This is a genomic window from Citrobacter sp. Ce119 (assembly GCF_030334525.1).
Lineage (GTDB): Bacteria > Pseudomonadota > Gammaproteobacteria > Enterobacterales > Enterobacteriaceae > Citrobacter > Citrobacter europaeus.
Genome location: NZ_JAOWDR010000060.1, coordinates 518413 through 541593, shown reverse-complemented (window position 1 = coordinate 541593; position 23181 = coordinate 518413). Strand labels below are relative to the sequence as shown.

At 53.7% G+C, this 23181-nt stretch carries 16 protein-coding genes; 10 read left to right on the top strand and 6 right to left on the bottom strand.

Features of this window, described 5'->3' with window-relative positions; translation table 11 throughout:
• Positions 1-28: 28 nt before the first annotated feature.
• Positions 29-88 (bottom strand): type I toxin-antitoxin system Ibs family toxin, encoded by a 60-nt coding sequence (locus OGV80_RS22780; RefSeq protein ID WP_109017525.1) that lies wholly within the window; start codon positions 86-88, stop codon positions 29-31.
• Between the two features lie 279 nt (positions 89-367).
• On the opposite strand from OGV80_RS22780, the gene OGV80_RS22775 reads away from it, so the two are divergent.
• From OGV80_RS22775 to trhP, 8 genes are all read left to right on the top strand, one after another.
• Positions 368-1615 (top strand): MdtA/MuxA family multidrug efflux RND transporter periplasmic adaptor subunit, encoded by a 1248-nt coding sequence (locus tag OGV80_RS22775; RefSeq protein ID WP_043016890.1) that lies wholly within the window; start codon positions 368-370, stop codon positions 1613-1615.
• Positions 1615-4737, top strand: coding sequence for an MdtB/MuxB family multidrug efflux RND transporter permease subunit (locus OGV80_RS22770; protein ID WP_087052541.1), 3123 nt, complete (start codon positions 1615-1617; stop codon positions 4735-4737). Before OGV80_RS22775 ends, OGV80_RS22770 begins: the two co-directional genes overlap by 1 nt.
• Positions 4738-7818, top strand: coding sequence for a multidrug efflux RND transporter permease subunit MdtC (mdtC, locus tag OGV80_RS22765; RefSeq protein WP_087052540.1), 3081 nt, complete (start codon positions 4738-4740; stop codon positions 7816-7818).
• Complete coding sequence (locus OGV80_RS22760) at positions 7815-9227, top strand: MFS transporter (protein ID WP_075145942.1); 1413 nt, start codon at positions 7815-7817, stop codon at positions 9225-9227. Before mdtC ends, OGV80_RS22760 begins: the two co-directional genes overlap by 4 nt.
• Entirely contained in the window at positions 9227-10630 is a 1404-nt protein-coding gene (baeS, locus tag OGV80_RS22755; protein ID WP_087052539.1) for an envelope stress sensor histidine kinase BaeS, read from the top strand. The genes OGV80_RS22760 and baeS overlap by 1 nt, the downstream gene beginning before the upstream one ends.
• A complete protein-coding gene (baeR, locus tag OGV80_RS22750) occupies positions 10627-11349 on the top strand; it encodes an envelope stress response regulator BaeR (RefSeq protein ID WP_043016895.1) in 723 nt (240 codons plus the stop codon). Before baeS ends, baeR begins: the two co-directional genes overlap by 4 nt.
• 26 nt (positions 11350-11375) lie before the next feature.
• Positions 11376-12086, top strand: coding sequence for a tetratricopeptide repeat protein (locus tag OGV80_RS22745; protein ID WP_043017945.1), 711 nt, complete (start codon positions 11376-11378; stop codon positions 12084-12086).
• 120 nt (positions 12087-12206) lie between these two features.
• The gene (gene trhP / locus OGV80_RS22740; RefSeq protein WP_043016896.1) at positions 12207-13568 is read left to right on the top strand and encodes a prephenate-dependent tRNA uridine(34) hydroxylase TrhP; all 1362 of its coding nucleotides are present in this window, start codon (positions 12207-12209) and stop codon (positions 13566-13568) included.
• A gap of 268 nt (positions 13569-13836) precedes the next feature.
• On the opposite strand, the gene clpA is transcribed toward trhP, so the two are convergent.
• Both clpA and clpS read right to left on the bottom strand, forming a co-directional pair.
• Positions 13837-16113, bottom strand: coding sequence for an ATP-dependent Clp protease ATP-binding subunit ClpA (gene clpA, locus OGV80_RS22735; protein WP_003036804.1), 2277 nt, complete (start codon positions 16111-16113; stop codon positions 13837-13839).
• Between the two features lie 30 nt (positions 16114-16143).
• On the bottom strand, positions 16144-16464 hold the full coding sequence (clpS, locus tag OGV80_RS22730) for an ATP-dependent Clp protease adapter ClpS (protein ID WP_003036810.1): 321 nt from the start codon (positions 16462-16464) through the stop codon (positions 16144-16146).
• A 323-nt stretch (positions 16465-16787) separates the two neighbouring features.
• Between clpS and cspD the strand changes: the two genes are divergently transcribed.
• Positions 16788-17012: a cold shock-like protein CspD gene (gene cspD, locus OGV80_RS22725; protein WP_003036813.1), complete on the top strand. Its 225-nt coding sequence runs from the start codon at positions 16788-16790 to the stop codon at positions 17010-17012.
• Positions 17013-17086: 74 nt separating this feature from the next.
• Here the strand turns inward: cspD and macB are convergent, their stop codons facing one another.
• Positions 17087-19033, bottom strand: coding sequence for a macrolide ABC transporter ATP-binding protein/permease MacB (gene macB, locus OGV80_RS22720; RefSeq protein WP_286515790.1), 1947 nt, complete (start codon positions 19031-19033; stop codon positions 17087-17089).
• Positions 19030-20145, bottom strand: coding sequence for a macrolide transporter subunit MacA (gene macA, locus OGV80_RS22715; RefSeq protein ID WP_043016898.1), 1116 nt, complete (start codon positions 20143-20145; stop codon positions 19030-19032). The genes macB and macA overlap by 4 nt, the downstream gene beginning before the upstream one ends.
• A gap of 160 nt (positions 20146-20305) precedes the next feature.
• Here macA and OGV80_RS22710 point away from each other — a divergent pair, with 160 nt between their 5' ends.
• On the top strand, positions 20306-21256 hold the full coding sequence (locus OGV80_RS22710) for a VirK/YbjX family protein (RefSeq protein WP_075145940.1): 951 nt from the start codon (positions 20306-20308) through the stop codon (positions 21254-21256).
• Here OGV80_RS22710 and OGV80_RS22705 read toward each other — a convergent pair.
• A complete protein-coding gene (locus OGV80_RS22705; RefSeq protein WP_043016900.1) occupies positions 21253-22911 on the bottom strand; it encodes an ATP-dependent endonuclease in 1659 nt (552 codons plus the stop codon). The genes OGV80_RS22710 and OGV80_RS22705 overlap by 4 nt on opposite strands.
• Positions 22912-23181 lie beyond the last annotated feature (270 nt).

Genomic DNA, 23181 nt, shown 5'->3' with positions numbered 1-23181 from the left:
AGGGAGGGTTTCCCCTCCCCCTGGTGTCTTAGTAAGCCGGTAAGCTAATGACTAAGAGTATCACCAGTATGATGACCTGCTTCATCATAACCCTTTCCTTATTTTGGCCCCTTCCTCGGGAGGGGCTTTCCCGTTCCAGCGTCCCGCTGAAATCTCTGGCTTTCCTCCTTTTTGCCTTAAACGCACTCTAGCGCACTATTTCTTCTTCGCCGTTTTCAGCGCTTAATGTTGCGTAACGCCTCGCAAAGCCGCGTCAGCATTCAGACGAATCCCGACAGTGTTTCATAATTCCTCCATTTTTCTCCCTTGTTCGCTGGCTAAACTAGTATCATTCCGCGAATCGTTTCAGGATGAGAAACTTATAACAATGAAAGGCAGTAAAAAATCCCGCTGGGTGATAGCAATCGCGATCGTCGTGGCCACCGTCGCCGCCATCTGGTTCTGGCATAGCCGCAGCGGCTCCCAGGAAACCGCACCGGGCGCAACCAAACCCGCGCAGAATGCGCCAGGTTCAGGGCGGCGTGGAATGCGCTCCGGACCGTTAGCTCCCGTCCAGGCTGCCACCGCCGCCGTTGAAGCCGTTCCGCGTTATCTGACAGGGCTGGGTACCATTACTGCCGCAAATACCGCTACGGTACGTAGTCGGGTAGATGGTCAGCTCATCGCCTTGCACTTCGAGGAAGGACAGCAGGTGAAAGCCGGCGACCTGCTGGCAGAGATAGATCCCAGCCAGTTCAAAGTCGCTCTGGCTCAGGCGCAGGGACAACTGGCAAAAGATAAAGCCACGCTGGCGAATGCCCGTCGCGATCTTGCCCGTTATCAACAGCTGGTAAAAACCAATCTGGTCTCCCGCCAGGAGCTGGATGCCCAGCAGGCACTGGTAAATGAAACGTTAGGGACAATCAAAGCTGATGAAGCCAGCGTCGCCAGCGCTCAGTTGCAGCTCGACTGGAGCCGGATAACCGCCCCTGTTGATGGTCGTGTCGGTCTGAAACTGGTCGATATCGGCAACCAAATTTCCAGCGGCGATACCACCGGTATCGTCGTTATTACGCAAACGCATCCTATCGACCTGATATTCACTTTGCCTGAAAATGACATTGCTACCGTAATCCAGGCGCAAAAATCGGGAACGCCGTTAAAGGTCGAAGCCTGGGACCGAACCAATTCGCAAAAGCTGAGCGAAGGCGTCCTGCTCAGTCTCGACAATCAGATTGATGCCACCACCGGAACCATTAAAGTTAAAGCCCGCTTTAACAATCAGGATGATGCTTTATTCCCTAACCAGTTCGTTAACGCTCGCATGCTGGTCGACACACAACAAAATGCCGTTGTGATCCCAACAGCTGCCCTGCAAATGGGCAATGAGGGCCATTTTGTCTGGGTACTGAACAGCGATAACAAAGTGAGCAAACATCTGGTTAAACCCGGTATTCAGGATAGCCAAAAAGTGGTGATCTCCGCTGGATTGTCCGCTGGCGATCGGGTCGTAACCGACGGTATTGACCGCCTGACGGAAGGCGCAAAAGTCGAAGTCGTTGAGGCGCACGATGCCTCAGCGACGGGCGAAAAAACTGCGCCACGCGGATACAGCAAAAAAGGAGCCAACTCCTGATGCAGGTGTTACCTCCGGACAACACAGGCGGGCCATCGCGCCTGTTTATTCTGCGCCCCGTCGCCACCACGCTGCTGATGGTGGCGATTATGCTTGCCGGTGTTATCGGTTATCGCTTCCTGCCGATCGCCGCCTTACCCGAAGTCGATTACCCCACGATCCAGGTTGTTACGCTCTATCCCGGCGCCAGCCCGGACGTCATGACCTCGGCAGTCACCGCACCGCTTGAGCGTCAGTTCGGACAGATGTCAGGCTTAAAACAGATGTCCTCGCAAAGTTCCGGCGGCGCATCGGTAGTAACACTGCAGTTCCAGCTCACGCTGCCGCTGGACGTTGCTGAACAGGAAGTCCAGGCTGCGATTAACGCCGCCACCAACCTGTTACCGAACGATCTGCCTAACCCGCCGGTGTACAGCAAGGTAAATCCGGCGGATCCACCGATCATGACGCTGGCGGTCACCTCCAGCGCCATGCCGATGACGCAGGTGGAAGATATGGTCGAGACCCGCGTCGCGCAGAAAATATCCCAGGTTTCCGGCGTCGGTCTGGTGACGCTGTCCGGTGGACAACGTCCAGCAGTGCGCGTGAAGCTTAACGCACAGGCTATTGCCGCTCTCGGTCTGACCAGCGAAACCATCCGTACGGCCATTACCGGCGCTAACGTCAATTCGGCAAAAGGGAGTCTTGATGGCCCAACGCGTGCCGTTACCCTTTCAGCCAACGACCAGATGCAGTCCGCAGACGAATATCGTCAGCTCATTGTTGCCTATAAAAATGGTGCGCCGGTTCGTCTGGGCGATGTCGCCACTGTCGAACAAGGTGCAGAAAACAGCTGGCTGGGCGCATGGGCCAATAAGCAACAAGCTATAGTCATGAATGTTCAGCGCCAGCCTGGAGCGAACATCATCTCCACGGCAGACAGTATCCGCCAGATGCTGCCGCAGCTCACCGACAGCCTGCCCAAATCAGTTAAGGTCAGCGTACTTTCGGATCGTACGACCAATATTCGTGCGTCTGTTGCTGACACCCAGTTCGAGCTGATGCTGGCGATTGCGCTGGTAGTCATGATTATCTACCTGTTTTTGCGCAATATTCCGGCGACTATTATTCCCGCCGTCGCCGTTCCGCTATCGTTAATCGGTACCTTCGCGGTAATGGTGTTTCTTGATTTCTCTATCAATAACCTGACCCTCATGGCGCTAACCATCGCGACAGGCTTTGTGGTGGATGACGCTATCGTGGTCATCGAGAATATTTCGCGCTATATCGAAAAAGGCGAAAAACCGCTAACTGCCGCCCTGAAAGGTGCAGGTGAGATTGGGTTTACCATCATCTCTCTGACATTTTCACTGATCGCCGTGCTGATCCCGCTGTTGTTTATGGGGGATATCGTGGGCCGGTTGTTCCGTGAGTTTGCCGTTACGCTGGCCGTGGCGATTCTGATTTCCGCCGTCGTATCACTCACCCTCACGCCGATGATGTGCGCACGTATGCTTAGTCAGGCCTCATTGCGTAAGCAAAACCGCTTCTCCCGTGCCTCGGAGCGAATGTTCGAACGCATCATAGCCGGGTACGGCCACTGGCTGGCAAAAGTGCTTAACCACCCTTGGCTCACGCTGGGCGTGGCACTCAGCACGCTGGCACTGAGCGTCATGCTCTGGGTCTTTATTCCCAAAGGTTTCTTCCCAATCCAGGACAACGGCATTATCCAGGGTACGCTACAGGCACCGCAGTCCAGCTCATTTGCCAGCATGGCCCAGCGCCAGCGTCAGGTTTCAGATGTCATCCTTCAGGATCCGGCAGTAGAGAGCCTGACCGCTTTTATTGGCGTGGATGGCACTAACCCGGCACTGAACAGCGCACGTTTGCAAATCAATCTTAAACCGCTGGATGAGCGCGACGATCGCGTACAGAAAGTGATCGCGCGGCTACAGGACGCGGTTGACAGAGTACCCGGCGTCGACCTTTATCTTCAGCCCACCCAGGATCTGACGATTGATACCCAGGTCAGCCGGACGCAATATCAGTTTACGCTGCAAGCAACGTCCCTGGATGCCCTCAGCACCTGGGTTCCACAACTGTTAGCAAAACTACATCAGCTACCGCAACTGTCCGATGTCAGTAGCGACTGGCAGGACAAAGGCCTGGTGGCGTATGTGAACGTCAATCGCGACAGCGCCAGCCGTTTAGGCATCAGCATGGCGGATGTCGATAACGCTCTGTACAACGCTTTCGGCCAGCGACTGATTTCAACCATTTACACCCAGGCAAACCAGTATCGCGTGGTGTTAGAGCATGACACTAATAGTACGCCGGGACTTGCCGCGCTCGACACTATCCGCCTGACCAGTAGCGAAGGCGGCGTGGTACCGCTCAGCGCGATAGCAAACATTGAACAGCGTTTCGCCCCACTGTCGATTAACCATCTCGATCAGTTCCCGGTCACCACCATCTCGTTCAACGTGCCGGACGATCATTCACTGGGCGATGCGGTGCAGGCGATTCTGGATGCCGAAAAAACGCTTAACCTGCCCGTGAATATTACCACCCAGTTCCAGGGCAGCACGCTCGCTTTCCAGGCCGCGCTGGGTAACACCATCTGGTTGATTGTGGCTGCGGTTGTCGCGATGTATATCGTGCTCGGCGTGCTGTATGAGAGCTTTATTCACCCGATTACCATTCTCTCCACGCTACCCACGGCGGGCGTCGGGGCGCTTCTGGCGTTAATGATTGCCGGGAGCGAACTGGACGTCATCGCGATTATCGGCATTATTTTGCTCATTGGTATCGTCAAGAAAAACGCCATCATGATGATCGACTTCGCCCTGGCTGCAGAGCGCGAACAGGGCATGGCACCGCGCGAAGCCATCTTCCAGGCGTGTCTGCTGCGTTTTCGCCCAATTCTGATGACCACGCTGGCAGCACTGCTCGGCGCCTTGCCGCTGATGTTAAGTACCGGCGTAGGTGCCGAATTACGCCGCCCATTAGGAATTGGTATGGTCGGCGGGCTGCTGGTAAGCCAGGTATTAACCCTGTTTACCACCCCGGTGATTTATCTGCTGTTTGACCGTTTGTCGCTGTATGTGAAAAGCCGCTTCCCGCGCCAGGAAGAGGAAGCGTAAATGAAATTTTTTGCGCTTTTCATTCATCGTCCGGTGGCGACCATTCTCATTTCGGTAGCGATCACCCTGTGCGGGATACTGGGCTTTCGTCTGCTGCCGGTCGCTCCGCTGCCGCAGGTGGATTTTCCGGTGATCATGGTCAGCGCCTCGTTACCGGGGGCGTCGCCTGAGACAATGGCATCATCCGTTGCCACCCCGCTGGAGCGCTCGCTGGGGCGCATCGCGGGCGTGAACGAAATGACGTCGAGCAGTTCGCTTGGCAGTACGCGCATTATTCTCGAATTTAAATTCGACCGCGACATCAATGGCGCGGCGCGGGATGTTCAGGCCGCAATTAACGCGGCGCAAAGCCTGCTACCAAGCGGAATGCCAAGCCGACCAACGTACCGCAAAGCCAACCCTTCCGATGCGCCAATCATGATCCTGACGCTCACATCGGACACTTACTCGCAGGGTGAATTATACGATTTCGCATCAACTCAATTAGCGCAGACCATCGCGCAAATCGACGGAGTGGGCGATGTAGACGTTGGAGGCAGCTCTTTGCCTGCCGTGCGCGTAGGGCTCAATCCGCAAGCGCTGTTTAACCAGGGCGTGTCGCTGGACGACGTACGTAGCGCAATTGACAACGCCAACGTGCGTAAGCCGCAGGGCGCTATCGAGAATGATGCCCATCGCTGGCAGGTACAAACCAACGATGAGCTGAAAACCGCCGCCGAATATCAACCCATTATCATTCACTACAACAACGGCGCTGCAGTGCGACTGGGCGACGTTGCGTCTGTAACTGATTCGGTGCAGGACGTTCGTAACGCGGGGATGACCAATGCCAAACCGGCCATTCTGCTGATGATCCGCAAACTGCCGGAAGCCAATATTATTCAGACGGTAGACAGCATTCGCGCCAAATTACCGGAGTTACAAACGATGGTCCCGGCCGCCATCGATCTGCAAATCGCTCAGGACCGTTCGCCGACTATTCGCGCCTCACTGGAGGAAGTCGAACAGACGCTGATTATCTCCGTTGCGCTGGTTATCCTGGTGGTCTTTGTTTTCCTGCGCTCCGGGCGCGCGACCCTGATCCCCGCGGTAGCGGTTCCGGTCTCGCTCATCGGGACGTTTGCCGCCATGTATCTGTGTGGATTCAGTCTGAACAACCTGTCGTTGATGGCGTTAACCATTGCCACAGGATTTGTCGTTGATGATGCCATCGTGGTGCTGGAAAATATTTCCCGTCACCTGGAAGCGGGAATGAAGCCGCTCCAGGCGGCGTTACAAGGAACGCGTGAAGTGGGATTCACGGTGCTCTCCATGAGCCTGTCGCTGGTGGCGGTGTTCCTGCCGCTACTGTTAATGGGTGGATTACCTGGGCGCTTGCTGCGCGAGTTTGCCGTCACGTTGTCGGTTGCTATTGGTATCTCGCTGCTGGTATCGCTGACCTTAACGCCAATGATGTGCGGCTGGATGCTTAAATCGAGCGCCCCGCGCGAACAGTCCCGGAAACGGGGTTTTGGTCGTGTGCTGGTCGCGCTACAGCAAAGTTACGGCACCTCGCTTAATTGGGTGCTGCGCCATACGCGACTGGTAGGCGTGGTGTTACTTGGCACCATTGCGCTGAATATCTGGCTTTATATTTCCATCCCCAAAACCTTCTTCCCGGAGCAGGATACGGGCGTATTGATGGGTGGGATCCAGGCCGACCAGAGCATCTCTTTCCAGGCGATGCGCGGCAAACTGCAGGATTTTATGAAGATAATCCGCGACGACCCGGCGGTGAATAACGTCACCGGGTTTACCGGTGGTTCACGGGTTAACAGCGGGATGATGTTTATTACCCTCAAGCCACGCGGTGAGCGCCATGAAACCGCTCAGCAGGTGATCGACCGCCTGCGTGTCGCGCTTGCCAAAGAACCCGGAGCAAACCTGTTTCTGATGGCGGTGCAGGACATTCGCGTCGGCGGTCGTCAGGCCAACGCCAGCTATCAATACACTCTGTTGTCAGATGACCTCGCGGCACTGCGCGAGTGGGAACCGAAGATCCGTAAGGCGCTTGCCGCCCTGCCCCAACTGGCGGACGTCAACTCCGATCAGCAGGATAATGGCGCGGAGATGAATCTGATTTACGATCGCGACACCATGTCTCGTCTGGGGATCGACGTTGCCGCCGCCAACAGCCTGTTGAATAACGCTTTCGGACAACGGCAGATTTCAACTATCTATCAACCGATGAACCAGTACAAAGTGGTGATGGAAGTCGATCGACGTTACACCCAGGACATCAGCGCGCTGGATAAAATGTTCGTCATCAACAATGACGGTAAGGCCATCCCGCTATCGTACTTTGCAAAATGGCAACCGGCGAATGCCCCGCTGTCGGTGAACCATCAGGGCTTGTCCGCCGCCTCAACCGTGTCGTTTAACCTGCCGACAGGGTCTTCACTGTCCGAAGCGACAGAGGCCATCAACCGAACCATGACCCAGCTCGGCGTCCCGTCCACGGTTCGCGGTAGCTTTGCCGGAACGGCACAGGTATTTCAGGACACCATGAACTCACAGGTGATCCTGATTATTGCCGCCATCGCCACGGTCTACATCGTGCTGGGTATGCTGTATGAAAGCTATGTCCATCCGCTGACCATTCTCTCCACGCTACCTTCGGCTGGCGTCGGAGCGTTGCTGGCACTGGAACTGTTCAATGCCCCGTTCAGCCTAATCGCCCTGATAGGGATCATGCTATTAATTGGCATTGTGAAGAAAAACGCCATCATGATGGTCGATTTTGCGCTGGAAGCGCAGAGAAACGGTAAGCTGCAGCCGGAAGAAGCTATCTTCCAGGCCTGCCTGTTGCGCTTTCGCCCAATAATGATGACCACGCTGGCGGCGTTGTTTGGCGCGTTGCCGCTGGTGTTATCCGCAGGGGATGGCTCCGAACTGCGCCAGCCTTTGGGGATAACCATTGTCGGTGGGCTGGTTGTGAGCCAACTCCTGACGCTGTACACCACGCCCGTGGTCTATCTCTTTTTCGACCGTCTGCGTCTGCGTTTTTCGCGTAAAAACAGCAAACCGGTAGCAGAGTTATGACAGAACTTCCCGACAGCACCCGCTGGCAACTTTGGATTGTGGCATTCGGCTTTTTTATGCAGTCGCTGGATACCACCATCGTTAATACCGCGCTTCCCTCAATGGCGGCAAGCCTCGGGGAAAGCCCGTTACACATGCATATGGTCATTGTGTCATATGTTTTAACCGTTGCCGTGATGCTGCCCGCCAGCGGATGGCTGGCGGACAAAGTTGGCGTGCGTAATATCTTCTTCACCGCCATTATCCTGTTTACGCTTGGCTCGCTGTTTTGTGCCGGGTCCAGCACCCTCAACGAGCTGGTGATGGCGCGCGTCTTACAAGGCGTTGGCGGTGCGATGATGGTGCCGGTCGGCAGGCTAACGGTGATGAAAATCGTCCCGCGTGAGCAATATATGGCGGCGATGACGTTTGTCACTTTGCCCGGTCAGATTGGTCCTCTGCTGGGGCCGGCATTAGGCGGGATTCTGGTTGAGTACGCCTCCTGGCACTGGATATTTTTGATTAACATTCCGGTTGGTATTGTCGGCGCTATAGCGACGTTAATGTTGATGCCCAACTACACCATGCAAACCCGACGCTTCGACCTCTCGGGATTCGCGATGCTGGCGGTCGGCATGGCGGTACTGACGCTGGCGCTCGATGGCAGTAAAGGAACTGGCCTCTCCAGTATCACGCTGGCGGCGCTGGTTATCTGCGGGGTGTTGGCTATTGCGCTGTATCTGAAACACGCCCATCGAAATCCACGCGCGCTGTTCAGCCTGAATCTGTTTCGCACACCAACCTTCTCGCTGGGGCTGTTCGGCAGTTTTGCCGGACGCATCGGCAGCGGCATGCTGCCGTTTATGACGCCGGTGTTTTTACAGATTGGTCTCGGTTTTTCACCTTTTCATGCCGGGCTGATGATGATCCCAATGGTGCTGGGTAGTATGGGTATGAAGCGCATTGTGGTACAGGTCGTTAACCGCTTTGGCTACCGTCGCGTACTGGTCGCCACAACGTTTGGCCTGTCGCTGGTCAGTTTACTGCTGATGACCACCGCGCTGCTCGGCTGGTATTACGCTCTCCCCTTCGTGCTGTTCTTACAGGGAATGGTCAACTCAACGCGCTTTTCATCCATGAACACCCTGACGTTAAAAGACCTGCCTGACGATCTCGCCAGTAGCGGCAATAGCCTGCTGTCGATGATCATGCAACTGTCGATGAGTATTGGGGTGACCATCGCGGGCCTGCTGCTAGGTATGTTCGGTCAGCAGCATATTGCCATCGATAGCGGTAGTACGCATACCGTCTTTATGTATACCTGGCTGTGCATCGCCTTCATTATTGCGCTGCCCGCCATTATTTTTGCCCGCGTGCCGAACGACACGCAAACCAACGCGGTGATTTCACGGCGCAAAAGGAGCACCTGATGAAGTTCTGGCGGCCCGGTATCACCGGCAAACTGTTTCTGGCGATTTTCGCCACCTGCATCGTATTGCTGATCAGCATGCACTGGGCCGTACGCATAAGCTTCGAACGTGGTTTTATTGACTATATCAAGCACGGTAACGAACAGCGGCTGCAAATGCTCAGCGACGCATTAAGCGAGCAGTATGAGCAGCACGGCAACTGGCGGTTCTTGCGCAATAACGATCGTTTTGTTTTTCAGATCCTGCGCTCTTTTGAACACGACAACGACGATGATAAGCCAGGTCCAGGCATGCCGCCGCACGGCTGGCGTACGCAGTTTTGGGTTGTTGATCAAAATGCCCACGTTCTGGTCGGTCCGCGTGCTCCGGTTCCCCGCGACGGTATGCGCCACCCTATCCGCGTCAACGGTAGCGAAGTGGGCGCCGTGATTGCCTCTCCCGTGGAACGCTTAACGCGGAATACGGATATCAATTTCGACATGCAGCAAAGGCGTTCCAGTTGGCTCATCGTTGCGCTCTCCACAATCCTGGCGGCACTGGCAACGTTTACGCTGGCGCGCAGCCTGCTGGCCCCGGTCAAGCGGTTGGTGGAAGGCACCCATAAACTGGCGGCAGGCGATTTCACCACTCGCGTTGCGCCAACCAGTACGGATGAGCTGGGCAAACTGGCGCAGGACTTCAACCAGCTCGCCAGTACGTTGGAAAAAAACCAGCAGATGCGTCGAGATTTTATGGCCGATATTTCTCACGAGCTGCGCACGCCGCTGGCGGTGTTACGCGGTGAACTGGAGGCCATTCAGGATGGCGTACGCCAGTTTACCCCTGACTCCGTCGCCTCGTTGCAGGCTGAAGTCGGTACCCTCACCAAGCTGGTGGACGATCTTCATCAGCTCTCTATGTCTGACGAAGGCGCGCTGGCTTACCAGAAAACCTCGCTGGATCTTATTCCCCTGCTGGAAGTGGCAAGCGGCGCATTTCGTGAACGCTTCGCCAGCCGTGGACTGACGATACAACTTTCGCTCCCCGACAGCATGACGGTGTTTGGCGACAGGGATCGTCTGATGCAGTTGTTCAACAATCTGCTGGAAAACAGCCTGCGCTACACCGACAGCGGCGGCGGGCTGCACATCAGCGCCGAACAACACGAGCGTATGGTTTTAATAACCTTTGCGGATTCCGCTCCCGGCGTAAGTGACAGCCAGTTACAGAAGCTGTTTGAGCGATTTTATCGCACCGAAGGCTCGCGTAACCGCGCCAGCGGAGGTTCCGGGTTGGGGCTGGCGATTTGCGTCAATATCGTACAGGCGCATAATGGTCTGATCCGTGCCGCCCATTCGCCTTTTGGCGGGGTTAGCATTACAGTAGAGTTACCGCTGGAACGCGATTTACAGAGAGATGTATGACTGAGTTACCCATTGATGAAAACACGCCGCGTATTCTGATCGTGGAAGACGAGCCCAAGCTGGGACAACTGCTTATCGATTATCTGCGTGCAGCAAGTTACGCGCCTACGCTCATCAGCCATGGCGATTTAGTGCTGCCTTACGTGCGTCAAACGCCGCCCGATCTGATCCTGTTGGATCTGATGCTGCCCGGTACCGATGGCCTGACCCTGTGTCGGGAAATTCGCCGTTTCTCTGAAATCCCTATCATGATGGTAACCGCCAAGATAGAAGAAATTGACCGTCTGCTGGGACTGGAGATTGGTGCGGATGATTATATTTGTAAACCCTACAGCCCGCGCGAAGTTGTGGCTCGCGTGAAAACAATTCTGCGGCGTTGTAAACCGCAGCGCGAACTGCAACAAATGGATGCCGACAGCCCGCTAATTGTCGATGAAGGTCGCTTTCAGGCATCGTGGCGGGGGAAAATGCTCGACTTAACGCCCGCAGAGTTTCGCTTACTCAAAACGCTGTCGCATGAACCGGGAAAAGTGTTCTCTCGTGAACAGTTGCTCAATCATCTCTATGACGATTACCGCGTCGTCACCGACCGCACCATCGACAGCCATATTAAGAACCTGCGACGCAAACTGGAGTCGCTGGATGCGGAGCAGTCGTTTATCCGCGCGGTCTATGGCGTAGGATATCGCTGGGAAGCGGACGCCTGCCGAATTGCTTAATGTCTTTAAAGGATGCATACATGAAAATGGACTTACGCTGCGGACCGTTACTGTTTTTACTGGCCTCAGGTTTTACCCACGCTGAAATCACTGAGCAGCAAATCAAAGCTGACTGTGCCAAAGTCCCGACCTACGCCAGCCAGGGCGAACAGTTCTACAAAGCTAAGAACTACGCAAAAGCGCGTGAAGCTTTTGAAAAGCAGGTCACCTGGAGCGAAGGCTGCCGCCTTGATGATAAAACCGTAGCGACGGCCTACAACAACGTGGCCCTGACCTGGATGCGCGAAGGACAATGGCGTAAGGCGCAGGCCTGGCTGATGATCAATCCCAATGATACGAAGTCGGTCTACAACCTGGGTCTTATCAAAGATAAGCTGGCCGCACTGCCAAAGAACGATTCTCCTGCCGGTGAATACTGGAACTACGCCGGTCTGGCATCCTGGGAAACGCTGGTTATTAAACCTACAGAGAATAAATCAGACTATCAGGTTGATTTTCAGGGTTATTACTTTGGCATGATGGCTCTTTATTATGGCCCAAACATGGGTGAATTCTCAGAACTGGTCACGCTGAAAAACGATAAAGGCGTGATCGCGCTCAGAGAGGGCGACTATATCCACTGCGATATCTCACTTACGGTCACGCCTGAGGGCATCGACGCCAGAACCGACGACCCGCAAAACTGCGGTTTCGGTATGAATGTCAGCGCCGACGGACACTATCTACGGGTTGATTGAGCCTACAAGGTTTACGGCATCTTCGCGTAGCGCTACAATGCCCGCCCTTAATATGGGGGCACTCCCCTAACCGCCTCATTGAGTGAGGCGAGTCTGACCTGTCATCAGAACGAGAAAATTATGTTTAAACCGGAACTCCTTTCCCCGGCGGGAACGCTGAAAAACATGCGTTACGCTTTCGCCTATGGCGCAGACGCTGTGTATGCGGGCCAACCGCGTTACTCACTGCGCGTACGCAACAACGAATTCAACCACGAAAACCTGCAGCTCGGCATTAATGAAGCCCATGAACTGGGTAAAAAATTCTATGTGGTGGTTAACATTGCCCCACACAATGCCAAGCTGAAGACCTTTATTCGTGACCTGAAACCGGTGGTGGAAATGGGACCGGATGCACTGATCATGTCGGACCCGGGTCTTATCATGCTGGTGCGCGAAAACTTCCCCGACATGGACATTCACCTTTCAGTACAGGCTAACGCCGTAAACTGGGCGACAGTGAAATTCTGGAAGCAGATGGGGCTGACCCGAGTGATCCTCTCTCGCGAACTGTCACTGGAAGAAATCGAAGAAATCCGCACTCAGGTGCCGGATATGGAGCTTGAGATCTTCGTTCACGGCGCCCTGTGCATGGCCTACTCCGGTCGCTGCCTGCTCTCTGGCTACATCAACAAGCGTGACCCAAACCAGGGTACCTGTACCAATGCCTGCCGCTGGGAATACAACGTACAGGAAGGCAAAGAAGACGTGGTGGGCAATATCGTGCATAAGTACGAGCCTATCCCGGTACAAAACGTTGAGCCAACGTTAGGTATTGGCGCACCGACAGACAAAGTCTTTATGATTGAAGAAGCCCAGCGTCCGGGTGAGTACATGACCGCGTTTGAAGACGAGCATGGTACTTACATCATGAACTCAAAGGATTTGCGTGCCATTGCCCACGTTGAACGTCTGACGCAGATGGGCGTGCATTCGCTGAAAATCGAAGGCCGTACCAAGTCATATTATTACTGTGCACGTACCGCGCAGGTATATCGCAAAGCCATTGATGATGCCGCGGCCGGTAAACCGTTCGACCCGCAATTGCTGGAAACGCTGGAAGGCCTGGCGCATCGCGGTTACACCGAAGGGTTCCTGCGCCGCCATACGCATGACGACTATCAGAACTATGAATACGGTTTCTCCGTTTCCGAGCGTCAGCAGTTTGTCGGCGAATTCACTGGCGAGCGTAAAGGCGAGCTGGCAGCCGTACTGGTGAAAAACAAATTCACCGTTGGCGACAGCCTGGAGCTGATGACCCCACAGGGCAACATCAACTTTACTCTCGAGCAGATGGAAAACGCGAAAGGCGAAGCGATGCCAGTTGCGCCAGGCGATGGTTACACCGTGTGGATGCCTGTACCGGAGGATATCGATCTGAATTATGCATTGTTGATGCGTAATTTTACCGGTGAGTCCACGCGCAACCCGCATGCTAAGTAGTTAATTACGGTTATTTTTCAGCGTTCGGAAGATTCTTAGAAATCGATCACATACCGTTTCGTTCATTAAGGGTATTATCGCTTCCGCTGAAAAACATAACCCATAAATGCTAGCTGTACCAGGAACCACCTCCTTAGCCTGCGTAATCTCCCTTACGCAGGCTTATTTTTTGCCTGCCGTTTAAACTCTGCGAGTCCCCCTATTCTATTCACTACTTTCAGGCGAAAAAAAACCGGGCATTATGCCCGGCTTATTAGGTGATTAGAAATTAATGTGCTGCTTCTGGCTTGTGCTTTTGCGCACTCTGGAAACCATAGGTCAGCTCATTTTTCTCTTTATCCAGCGCAACGGTCACCTGACCGCCATCCACAAGCGAACCGAACAGCAGTTCGTTAGCCAATGGTTTTTTCAGGTTATCCTGGACAACACGCGTCATTGGACGTGCGCCCATTGCACGGTCGTAGCCTTTCTCTGCCAGCCAGTCACGGGCTTCCTGACTCACTTCCAGAGAGACACCTTTCTGATCCAACTGAACCTGAAGCTCGACGATAAACTTATCAACAACCTGATGAATCACCTCTGTAGAGAGATGATCGAACCAGATAATGTTGTCGAGACGGTTACGGAATTCCGGCGTAAACACTTTTTTGATTTCGCCCATTGCATCGGTACTGTTGTCCTGATGAATAAGCCCAATCGATTTACGCTCGGTTTCACGCACGCCGGCGTTAGTGGTCATGACCAGCACCACGTTGCGGAAATCCGCTTTACGCCCGTTATTGTCGGTCAGCGTGCCGTTATCCATTACCTGCAGCAGCAGGTTAAAGACGTCCGGATGCGCTTTTTCGATTTCATCCAACAGCAGTACCGCATGCGGATGCTTAATGACGGCATCGGTCAGCAAACCGCCCTGGTCGAAACCAACATATCCCGGAGGCGCACCAATCAGGCGGCTAACGGTGTGGCGTTCCATATATTCGGACATATCAAAACGCAGCAGTTCAATACCTAGCGCTTTGGATAGCTGTACCGTGACCTCGGTCTTACCCACGCCAGTTGGCCCGGCAAACAGGAACGAACCGACCGGTTTATGCTCGTGACCCAGACCGGCACGGCTCATTTTGATCGCTTCAGTCAGCGCCTCAATGGCTTTATCCTGTCCGAACACCAGCATCTTCAGACGATTGCCCAGGTTTTTCAGCGTATCACGATCGCTTTGCGAAACGCTCTTCTCCGGGATCCGCGCAATGCGGGCCACGACGGACTCGATATCCGCCACGTTGACGGTTTTCTTGCGCTTGCTGACCGGCATCAGACGCGCACGCGCGCCCGCCTCGTCGATCACGTCAATCGCTTTATCCGGCAGGTGACGATCGTTAATGTACTTCACCGCCAGTTCGACCGCTGCACGCACCGCTTTGGCGGTATAGCGGACATCATGGTGCGCTTCGTATTTCGGCTTCAGACCGTTGATTATCTGCACGGTCTCTTCGACCGATGGCTCAGTGACATCGATTTTCTGGAAACGGCGCGCTAACGCACGGTCCTTTTCAAAGATATTGCTGAACTCCTGATAAGTAGTAGACCCTATCACACGGATCTTACCGCTGGAGAGCAACGGCTTGATCAGGTTAGCCGCATCCACCTGGCCGCCCGATGCCGCACCCGCACCGATAATGGTATGGATCTCATCGATGAACAGAATGCTGTTAGTATCCTGTTCCAGCTGTTTCAGCAGCGCCTTGAAGCGTTTTTCAAAATCGCCGCGATATTTGGTACCCGCCAGCAGCGAGCCGATATCCAGAGAATAAAGGGTACAATCAGCCATGATTTCAGGCACATCGCCCTGGACGATACGCCAGGCGAGGCCTTCAGCAATCGCGGTTTTACCGACGCCAGACTCTCCCACCAGCAGCGGGTTGTTTTTTCTGCGACGGCACAGTACCTGAATGGCGCGCTCCAGCTCTTTGTCCCGGCCAATGAGCGGATCAATTCCGCCCACACGGGCAAGCTGGTTAAGGTTAGTCGTGAAGTTCTCCATACGGTCCTCCCCGCCAGCTTGCTCTTCGTTATTCGGCTGATTACCAGAGTCAGAAGACTGACTTGGTTCGTCTTTGCGCGTGCCATGAGAAATAAAATTCACCACATCAAGGCGACTCACTTCATGCTTACGCAGCAGATAAGCCGCCTGAGATTCCTGCTCGCTGAAGATAGCGACCAGCACATTCGCGCCGGTAACTTCATTGCGCCCGGAGGACTGAACATGGAAGACCGCACGTTGCAACACTCGCTGAAAACTCAACGTTGGCTGCGTGTCGCGCTCTTCTTCACTGGCAGGCAATACGGGTGTGGTTTGTTCAATGAAGGCTTCGAGTTCCTGACGCAGCGCCACCAGATCCACAGAACACGCTTCCAGCGCTTCGCGGGCCGATGGGTTACTGAGCAACGCCAGTAACAAGTGCTCGACGGTCATAAACTCATGTCGGTGCTCGCGCGCTCTGGCGAAAGCCATGTTTAAACTGAGTTCCAGTTCTTGATTGAGCATAGGCACCTCCCCCAATATTTATGCCTGCATTCAGGCTTTTTCTAGCGTACACAGCAACGGATGCTCGTTCTCCCTCGCATACTTGTTCACCATCGCCACTTTGGTTTCAGCTACTTCGGCAGTGAATACGCCGCAGATCGCTTTACCTTGATAGTGAACTGCAAGCATCAGTTGCGTTGCACGTTCTACATCATAAGAAAAGAATTTTTGTAACACGTCAATAACAAACTCCATCGGAGTGTAATCATCATTGACTAATATCACTTTATACATAGATGGCGGTTTTAGCGCGTCGCGCAATTTATCTTCCGCCAGCAGATCGAAATCCAGCCAGTCGTTCGTCTTACCCATTGTCTGTCGTCATCTTCAGTTACGGTTTCCGGCAGAAAATCTTGCCGCTGACAAGCAGCCTATGCGCACAATCAATCTACCTCAAGTATTAGATAACTATCATCTATTAGTGCCATCCGCGACATCTGTCACATAACCGACAATAGCGTTAACTGCTTCAAATTTTGATGCATTTTTACCCTATTCCGTCTGCCTGGCGCTTGACGCCTCGCCTGATTTCTCTAAATTGTAGTTTCGAGAGTTGGCGAGGTTTTGAACAGCCCCCACTCCGCCACCGGTTCATTCCATCTTACTTATATAAGATTTACGAAGGATGTCGAAGTATGGAAACGGGTACTGTTAAGTGGTTCAACAACGCCAAAGGGTTTGGTTTCATCTGCCCCGAAGGCGGCGGCGAAGATATTTTCGCCCATTACTCCACCATTCAGATGGATGGTTACAGAACGCTAAAAGCCGGACAGTCTGTCCAGTTTGATGTCCACCAGGGGCCAAAAGGCAATCATGCCAGTGTCATCGTGCCTGTCATTGAAGCAGAAGCTGTCGCATAACTCTTCTGTCTCATTGTGTACATCCCGCAGTCAAAATGCCAGCCCTTGCGGCTGGCATTTTTATCTCAGTGGCATTATTCCCGCGCCAGGGCATCTACCGGATCCAGCCGCGCCGCATTTCGTGCTGGTAGCCAGCCAAACAAAATCCCGGTCGCGGTTGAGCACAGAAACGCCGTCAACAAGGCCACGGGTGAGAAACCAATTTCCCAGCCAGGTAGGAATAGCTGAAGCGTAAAGGCGATCAACATCGACAGGCTAATACCTAACGCACCGCCCACCAGACATACCAGCACCGCTTCAATTAAGAACTGCTGCAGCACGTCACTGGCGCGAGCGCCAACCGCCATACGAATGCCAATCTCGCGCGTTCGCTCGGTTACCGACACCAGCATAATATTCATCACGCCAATCCCACCGACCACCAGCGAAATCACCGCCACCAGCGTCAGGAAGAGTTGTAATGTACGTGTGGTCTTTTCGGCAGTTTTCAAGACGCCGTCCATGTTCCACGTGAAGAAATCTTTCTTACCGTGGCGCAACGTCAACAATCGGGTGAGCTGCTGCTCGGCCTGGGCACTATCAAAACCGTCCTTCACCCGCACGGTTATCGAGTTCAGCCACGACTGCCCCATAATTCGCCCGGACATGGTGCTGTAAGGCAGCCATACCCGCAGGATCTTGCTACTGCCAAACATCGACTGTTTCTCTTCTGCAACGCCGATAACCGTGGCAGGCATATTCCCCACCAGCACGACTTCGCCAACGACTTTCGCTTTATTGGGGAACAACTGACGCCGGGTATTGCTGTCGAGCACCACCACCTGAGCGCGGCCCGCCAGTTGTTCAGCGTTAAAAGTGGTCCCTTCGCTAAACGTCATGCCATAGACGTTGAAATAGTCGCCGCTCACGCCGTTAGCACTGGCTGCCACATCGATATTGCCATAGCGTAGCCGCAGGTTCTTCGACACCGCAGGCGTCACCGAACTTACCCATGGCTGCTTCTGTAGCGCCGTTAAATCGTCATACTTCAACGCCTGTTGATATTGCGGGTCGTCGTCGCCGAAGTCTTTGCCAGGGTAGATATCGATGGTATTAGTGCCGATAGCGCGAATATCCGCCAGCACCAGCTGTTTAGCCGCATCGCCAACCACCACGATCGACACCACCGAAGCAATACCGATGATGATCCCAAGCATGGTCAGCAGCGTTCGCATTTTATTCGCGGCCATTGCCAGCCAGGCCATAGTGAGGGCTTCACGAAAACCACTGACAAACTGCCCCCAGCCGGACGCCGCTTTCACCGTCGGCTCCACGATGTCGCGCCCGCCAGAGGGCTTGTGCGACGGAGGATTGCGCACAATCTCGCCGTCACGAATTTCAATGACGCGTTCAGCCTGCGCGGCGACCTGGCTATCGTGAGTGACGATAATCACCGTATGCCCGCGATCGCGCAACTGATGCAAAATCGCCATCACCTCTTCGCCGGAATGGCTGTCCAGCGCACCGGTGGGTTCGTCGGCAAGGATCACTTGCCCACCGTTCATCAGCGCACGCGCAATACTGACCCGCTGCTGCTGACCACCGGAAAGTTGAGAAGGCTGATAGTCAACTCGGTCACCCAGCCCCAGCCGCTGAAGGAGTTCCTGCGCATGAGCCAGGCGTTGTTTGCGTTCGGTGCCAGCGTAGACCGCGGGTACCTCAACATTTTGCGCGGCGGTTAAATGCGACAGCAAATGATAACGCTGGAAGATAAAACCGAAATGCTCACGACGCAGTTGCGCTAGCGCATCGCTATCCAGCGTGGAGACATCACGCCCGGCAACCCGATACGTACCGCTGGTGGGTTTATCCAGACAGCCGAGAATGTTCATCAGCGTCGATTTACCCGAGCCAGACGCCCCGACAATCGCCACCATTTCCCCAGCCTGAATGCTCAAGGATACGTCCTTCAACACCTCAACCTGGCCTTCGCCTGACGGATAGCTGCGGCGGATATTGCTCAGTTCAAGCAATGCCGTCATTTTGCAGCTCCAGCGTTGCCCTCACTGGTGATGACTTCATCCCCCTCTTCCAGCCCTTTCACGATCTCCACATCGGTGTCATTACGCGCGCCGATAATCACTTCACGTTCACGGGTTTCGCCGTTGCGCAGCAGCCTGACGTTATAACGATTGTTGCCGATAGGATCGCCCAATGCCGACAGCGGGATCGTCAGGACATTTTTAACATCCGTAAGCTGAATATGGACCTGCGCGGTCATATCCAGGCGCAGGATCCCTTTCGGGTTGGGAACTTCGAAGCGAGCATAGTAGAAAATCGCGTCATTCACTTTTTCTGGCGTCGGAAGAACATCTTTGAGCTTACCTTCGTAACGCGTCTGCGGATCGCCGAGAACGGTAAACCAGGCCTTTTGCCCAGGATGCAGATGAATCACATCCGCCTCGGAAACCTGCGCTTTCACCAGCATGGTGCTCATATCGGCCAGCGTCAGAATGTTAGGTGCCTGCTGGGCGGCAATAACGGTTTGCCCCTGCAGGGTAGTAATTTGCGTGACTTCACCTGCCATTGGCGCGACGATGCGGGTGTAATCAAGGTTAGTTTTTGCCGTATCAAGAGAGGCCTGATTACGCTTAATTTGTGCGTCAATTGTGCCGATTTGCGCCTGTTTTACCGCCATCTCGGTAGCCGCGGTGTCGAGATCCTGCTGTGAGACCGCCTGGGTTTTCGCCAACTGTTGCTGACGGGAAAGCGTCACCCGCGCCAGTTTCCACTCGGCTTCAGCCTGTAACCGCTGGGCGCGTAATTCCATCAGCGTCGCTTCGACCTCTTTGATCTGGTTTTGCGCCTGTTCAGGATCGATAACGCCGAGCAGTTGATCTTTTTTTACTTTGTCGCCAATCGCGACAGACAGCGTTTTTAACTGCCCACTGACCTGCGCCCCGACGTCAACTTTACGCAGCGCATCCAGTTTCCCGGTTGCCAGTACGCTTTGCTGCAGATCGCCCGGACGAACAATTAAGGTTTGATACTGAGGTAAAGGCGCATTAAGCGTTCGCCAAAGTGCAATTATCGCCACAATAATGATGATGGCGAAAAGAATATAGCGTTTTTTGATTTTTCCCTTGAGCTTCATAAATGTCCCAATTTCCCCCAATACGTCCACCAGAGTGAAGTGTTAAACATCAACGTTAAATAAATAGCCGTTGAAAAATGCAAGAATAACAGAGTTATTGATGAATGGTTAAGATCCGCTGTGCTGAAATTAGTGCCAGAGTATCCATCGGATTGTTATTATGAGCCAGCTAACTGACAGCACTTTTCATTCTTCAAAACCAGTCACAAGTTTTAGTCTCTTTTGTAGCCTGATGACCGGACATTGGCGCCCCGGAAAATTTTGGCATCAGCGAAGCTTTCGTCGTAAGTTTTTGTTGCGCTCAGCGCTTATGCCGAGATTAACGCGTGAATGGATGTCTGAGCTGGCACAATGGCCTGACCTGGATAGCGTACTTGCACGCCAGCCTCGATTGCCGGTTCGTTTGCATCGCGCCTATCTTGCGCAAAACCTTGACCGGAAGACGAAACTGGATGCTGTGCGTTATCATTACCATGCTATCCGCAGCTCTTTTTCAACCACTGAGTTTAAGGATTATTTAAGTGCAGATGGATTACAACTGGCACAAATTGAAGGCAAAAACAGCGAAATATTTAACGTAATAATGGCCTCATTTATCTCACTGGATAAAGAAGGTGAAAGCACCATTTTGGTACGTAATTGCGCTGGCGAGACTTTAGCGGAAATGACGTTTACGCTATGCAATTATCAAGGAAGCAGTACGTTGTTTATTGGCGGGTTACAGGGAGGCAGCCGATTACTGCCACATGAAGAAATTCAAAAAGCGACCAAGTCATGCCATGGGATTTTCCCAAAACGTATTGTGATGGAAGCCATTTGCTGTTTTGCAGAACAATTGAATGTCGAACAAATTCTTGCTGTCAGCAATGAACAGCATATTTTTCGCAGCCCTCGTTACCACGACAAAAACAAGGTAATCCTTTCCGACTACAACACATTTTGGGAGTCGGTTGGCGGTGAGTGCGACAGCCACGGTTACTATCATATTCCACGCACAATGGCGCGAAAAAGCGAAGCGGACATTGCCAGCAAAAAACGCGCGGAATACCGCCGTCGCTATCAGCTACTGGACAGCATCCACTCGCAGCTGTCGTCGATGTTTCGCCACTAATCCGCTCTGCCGCGTGCCAACCACAGCACGCGGGAAAACATTTTTCGCAGCAACGTTGGCACCGCGTCAACGCCGCGCCGCCCGGCTTCCATCGCCACCTCAATGGCTAAATCTGGTTTTGACGACCGGTGAATCGCTTTTGAGATAATTTTGCGCATATTCATGGGCACGTTTTCGGGGATTTGCGCCACCCGGTGAAAAACGTCAGCGAATCCCTGGCGATACATAAAGTGTTCCATATCCAGCGCGGGGAGCATGGTTAAATGATCGCGCTCTTCTTCCCTGTCGTTATTCAATAAACTCCGCACCGTAGCGGCATACTTTTTCCCGGCTTCATCTCCATCGACCAGCACATGCCACTCGATTCCCATCCGGCGGGCAAACTTAACCAGCGGCTTAAGTCCAGACTGGGCAAATTCAATCACCTTGATACCTTCCGCGTCAAAATGGTGGCCGCACTGTCGGGCCAGTTCGTTAATGACCCAGGTTTCCGTTTCGCCTTCCACCAGTAGCCAGCAGCGAGCAAACAACGACGAAGCACGATTGAAACGAATATGGAAGGCAATGCGCCGACCATCTTCTGCGCTGATCCCACCCGGTCCAAGCCGCCAGGCAGCAACCCGGGAGGATTCACGCACCAGGCGGACAACGTGTTCCACGGGCGTGAGGGACAGCAGTTCACCAGAGTTGGTAGTCGCTACCCGCTGCAGAGGCAGTAAATTCAGCAGGTGCCAGGCAACGGAGAGCATAATAGGATGTAAACGCGTTTCCGGATCTTCGACCAGCAGCAAAGGCCGGGCGTCTTTATCCAGTCTCAGCGTACCTTTGGCCTGTAACAACGTTGAAAACAGGCCCAGCAGGATCACCCGGTGCGTGCGTCCGCCGGGTTTATCAATCATCCGGTTGATAATATCCAGATAGCGCCAGCTACGTTGTTCGTTATTAGAACGCCGACGCATCAGACGATAGCGGGACTGGCCGGAACCCTGCTCAGAAAAATAGTGTTCTAACAGCTGGACCATAGCCGATAGCCCCTGACGTATCTGCCCATCTGTCAGGTTTTGCGGTCGGGTGGCCAATTCGCGCGCCAGAAAATCCAGTTGCCGGGCGGTCACTTCGACATCCGCCGAATCCGGCACCGTACCGTTACGGATACGTCGCATGAAACGCGCGTCGCGCAGGCGCAGGACCGGCATCAAACGCACGAGATGCCGCGCCATATCGTTAATGTCGTCAAGAGTGAGCGGGTGGCCCTCGCCATCAAGAAAACTGCGTAACGTCAGAACGCTACCATCATCCGCACATTCACCTTCCAGCCGATAGAAAATGCGGTGATAGCCATCCTGGCACTGCGTCCAGCAGTTTTCCAGAGGACGATATCTGCGTACGCGGTGGCGACCCGGTTGAGACTCACGAAAGGTCAGGATGATATGCAGGTGATGTTCCCGCCCTTGTATATCACCCGGCGGGAACCAAAAATCTTCGCGGTCAAAGTGGTACAAATCAGTTTCCGGTGACAGCAGAAGGGTTAAGGCATCCAGCAGACTGGACTTCCCCCACGCGTTCTCCCCAATCAGCACGTTGCTCTGCTCCAGCATCAACGACAGACGGTTAATACCACGAAATCCAACAATCTCAACGCGTTCGAGAATCATATAGCCTCCGGAAATGCTAACTTTTTCCTTCAAGTTATCAGGAGTATAACGGCAAGCGGGCGCGCAGGACACCCGATATCATCAGGAGGTTAGTCGCAGAAATTGAATAATATAAGAATATTCTTCTTATGTTTTCCTCGGAATATTATTTCAGAACTCAATCATCACCTTTTTCTAATTGAACTATGCTTCATTCATCCAATATTCATAAAGGAATAACAACATATTGCCTTAAATCAAATTTTTTCATCAATTTAACTGGCGAAGGGA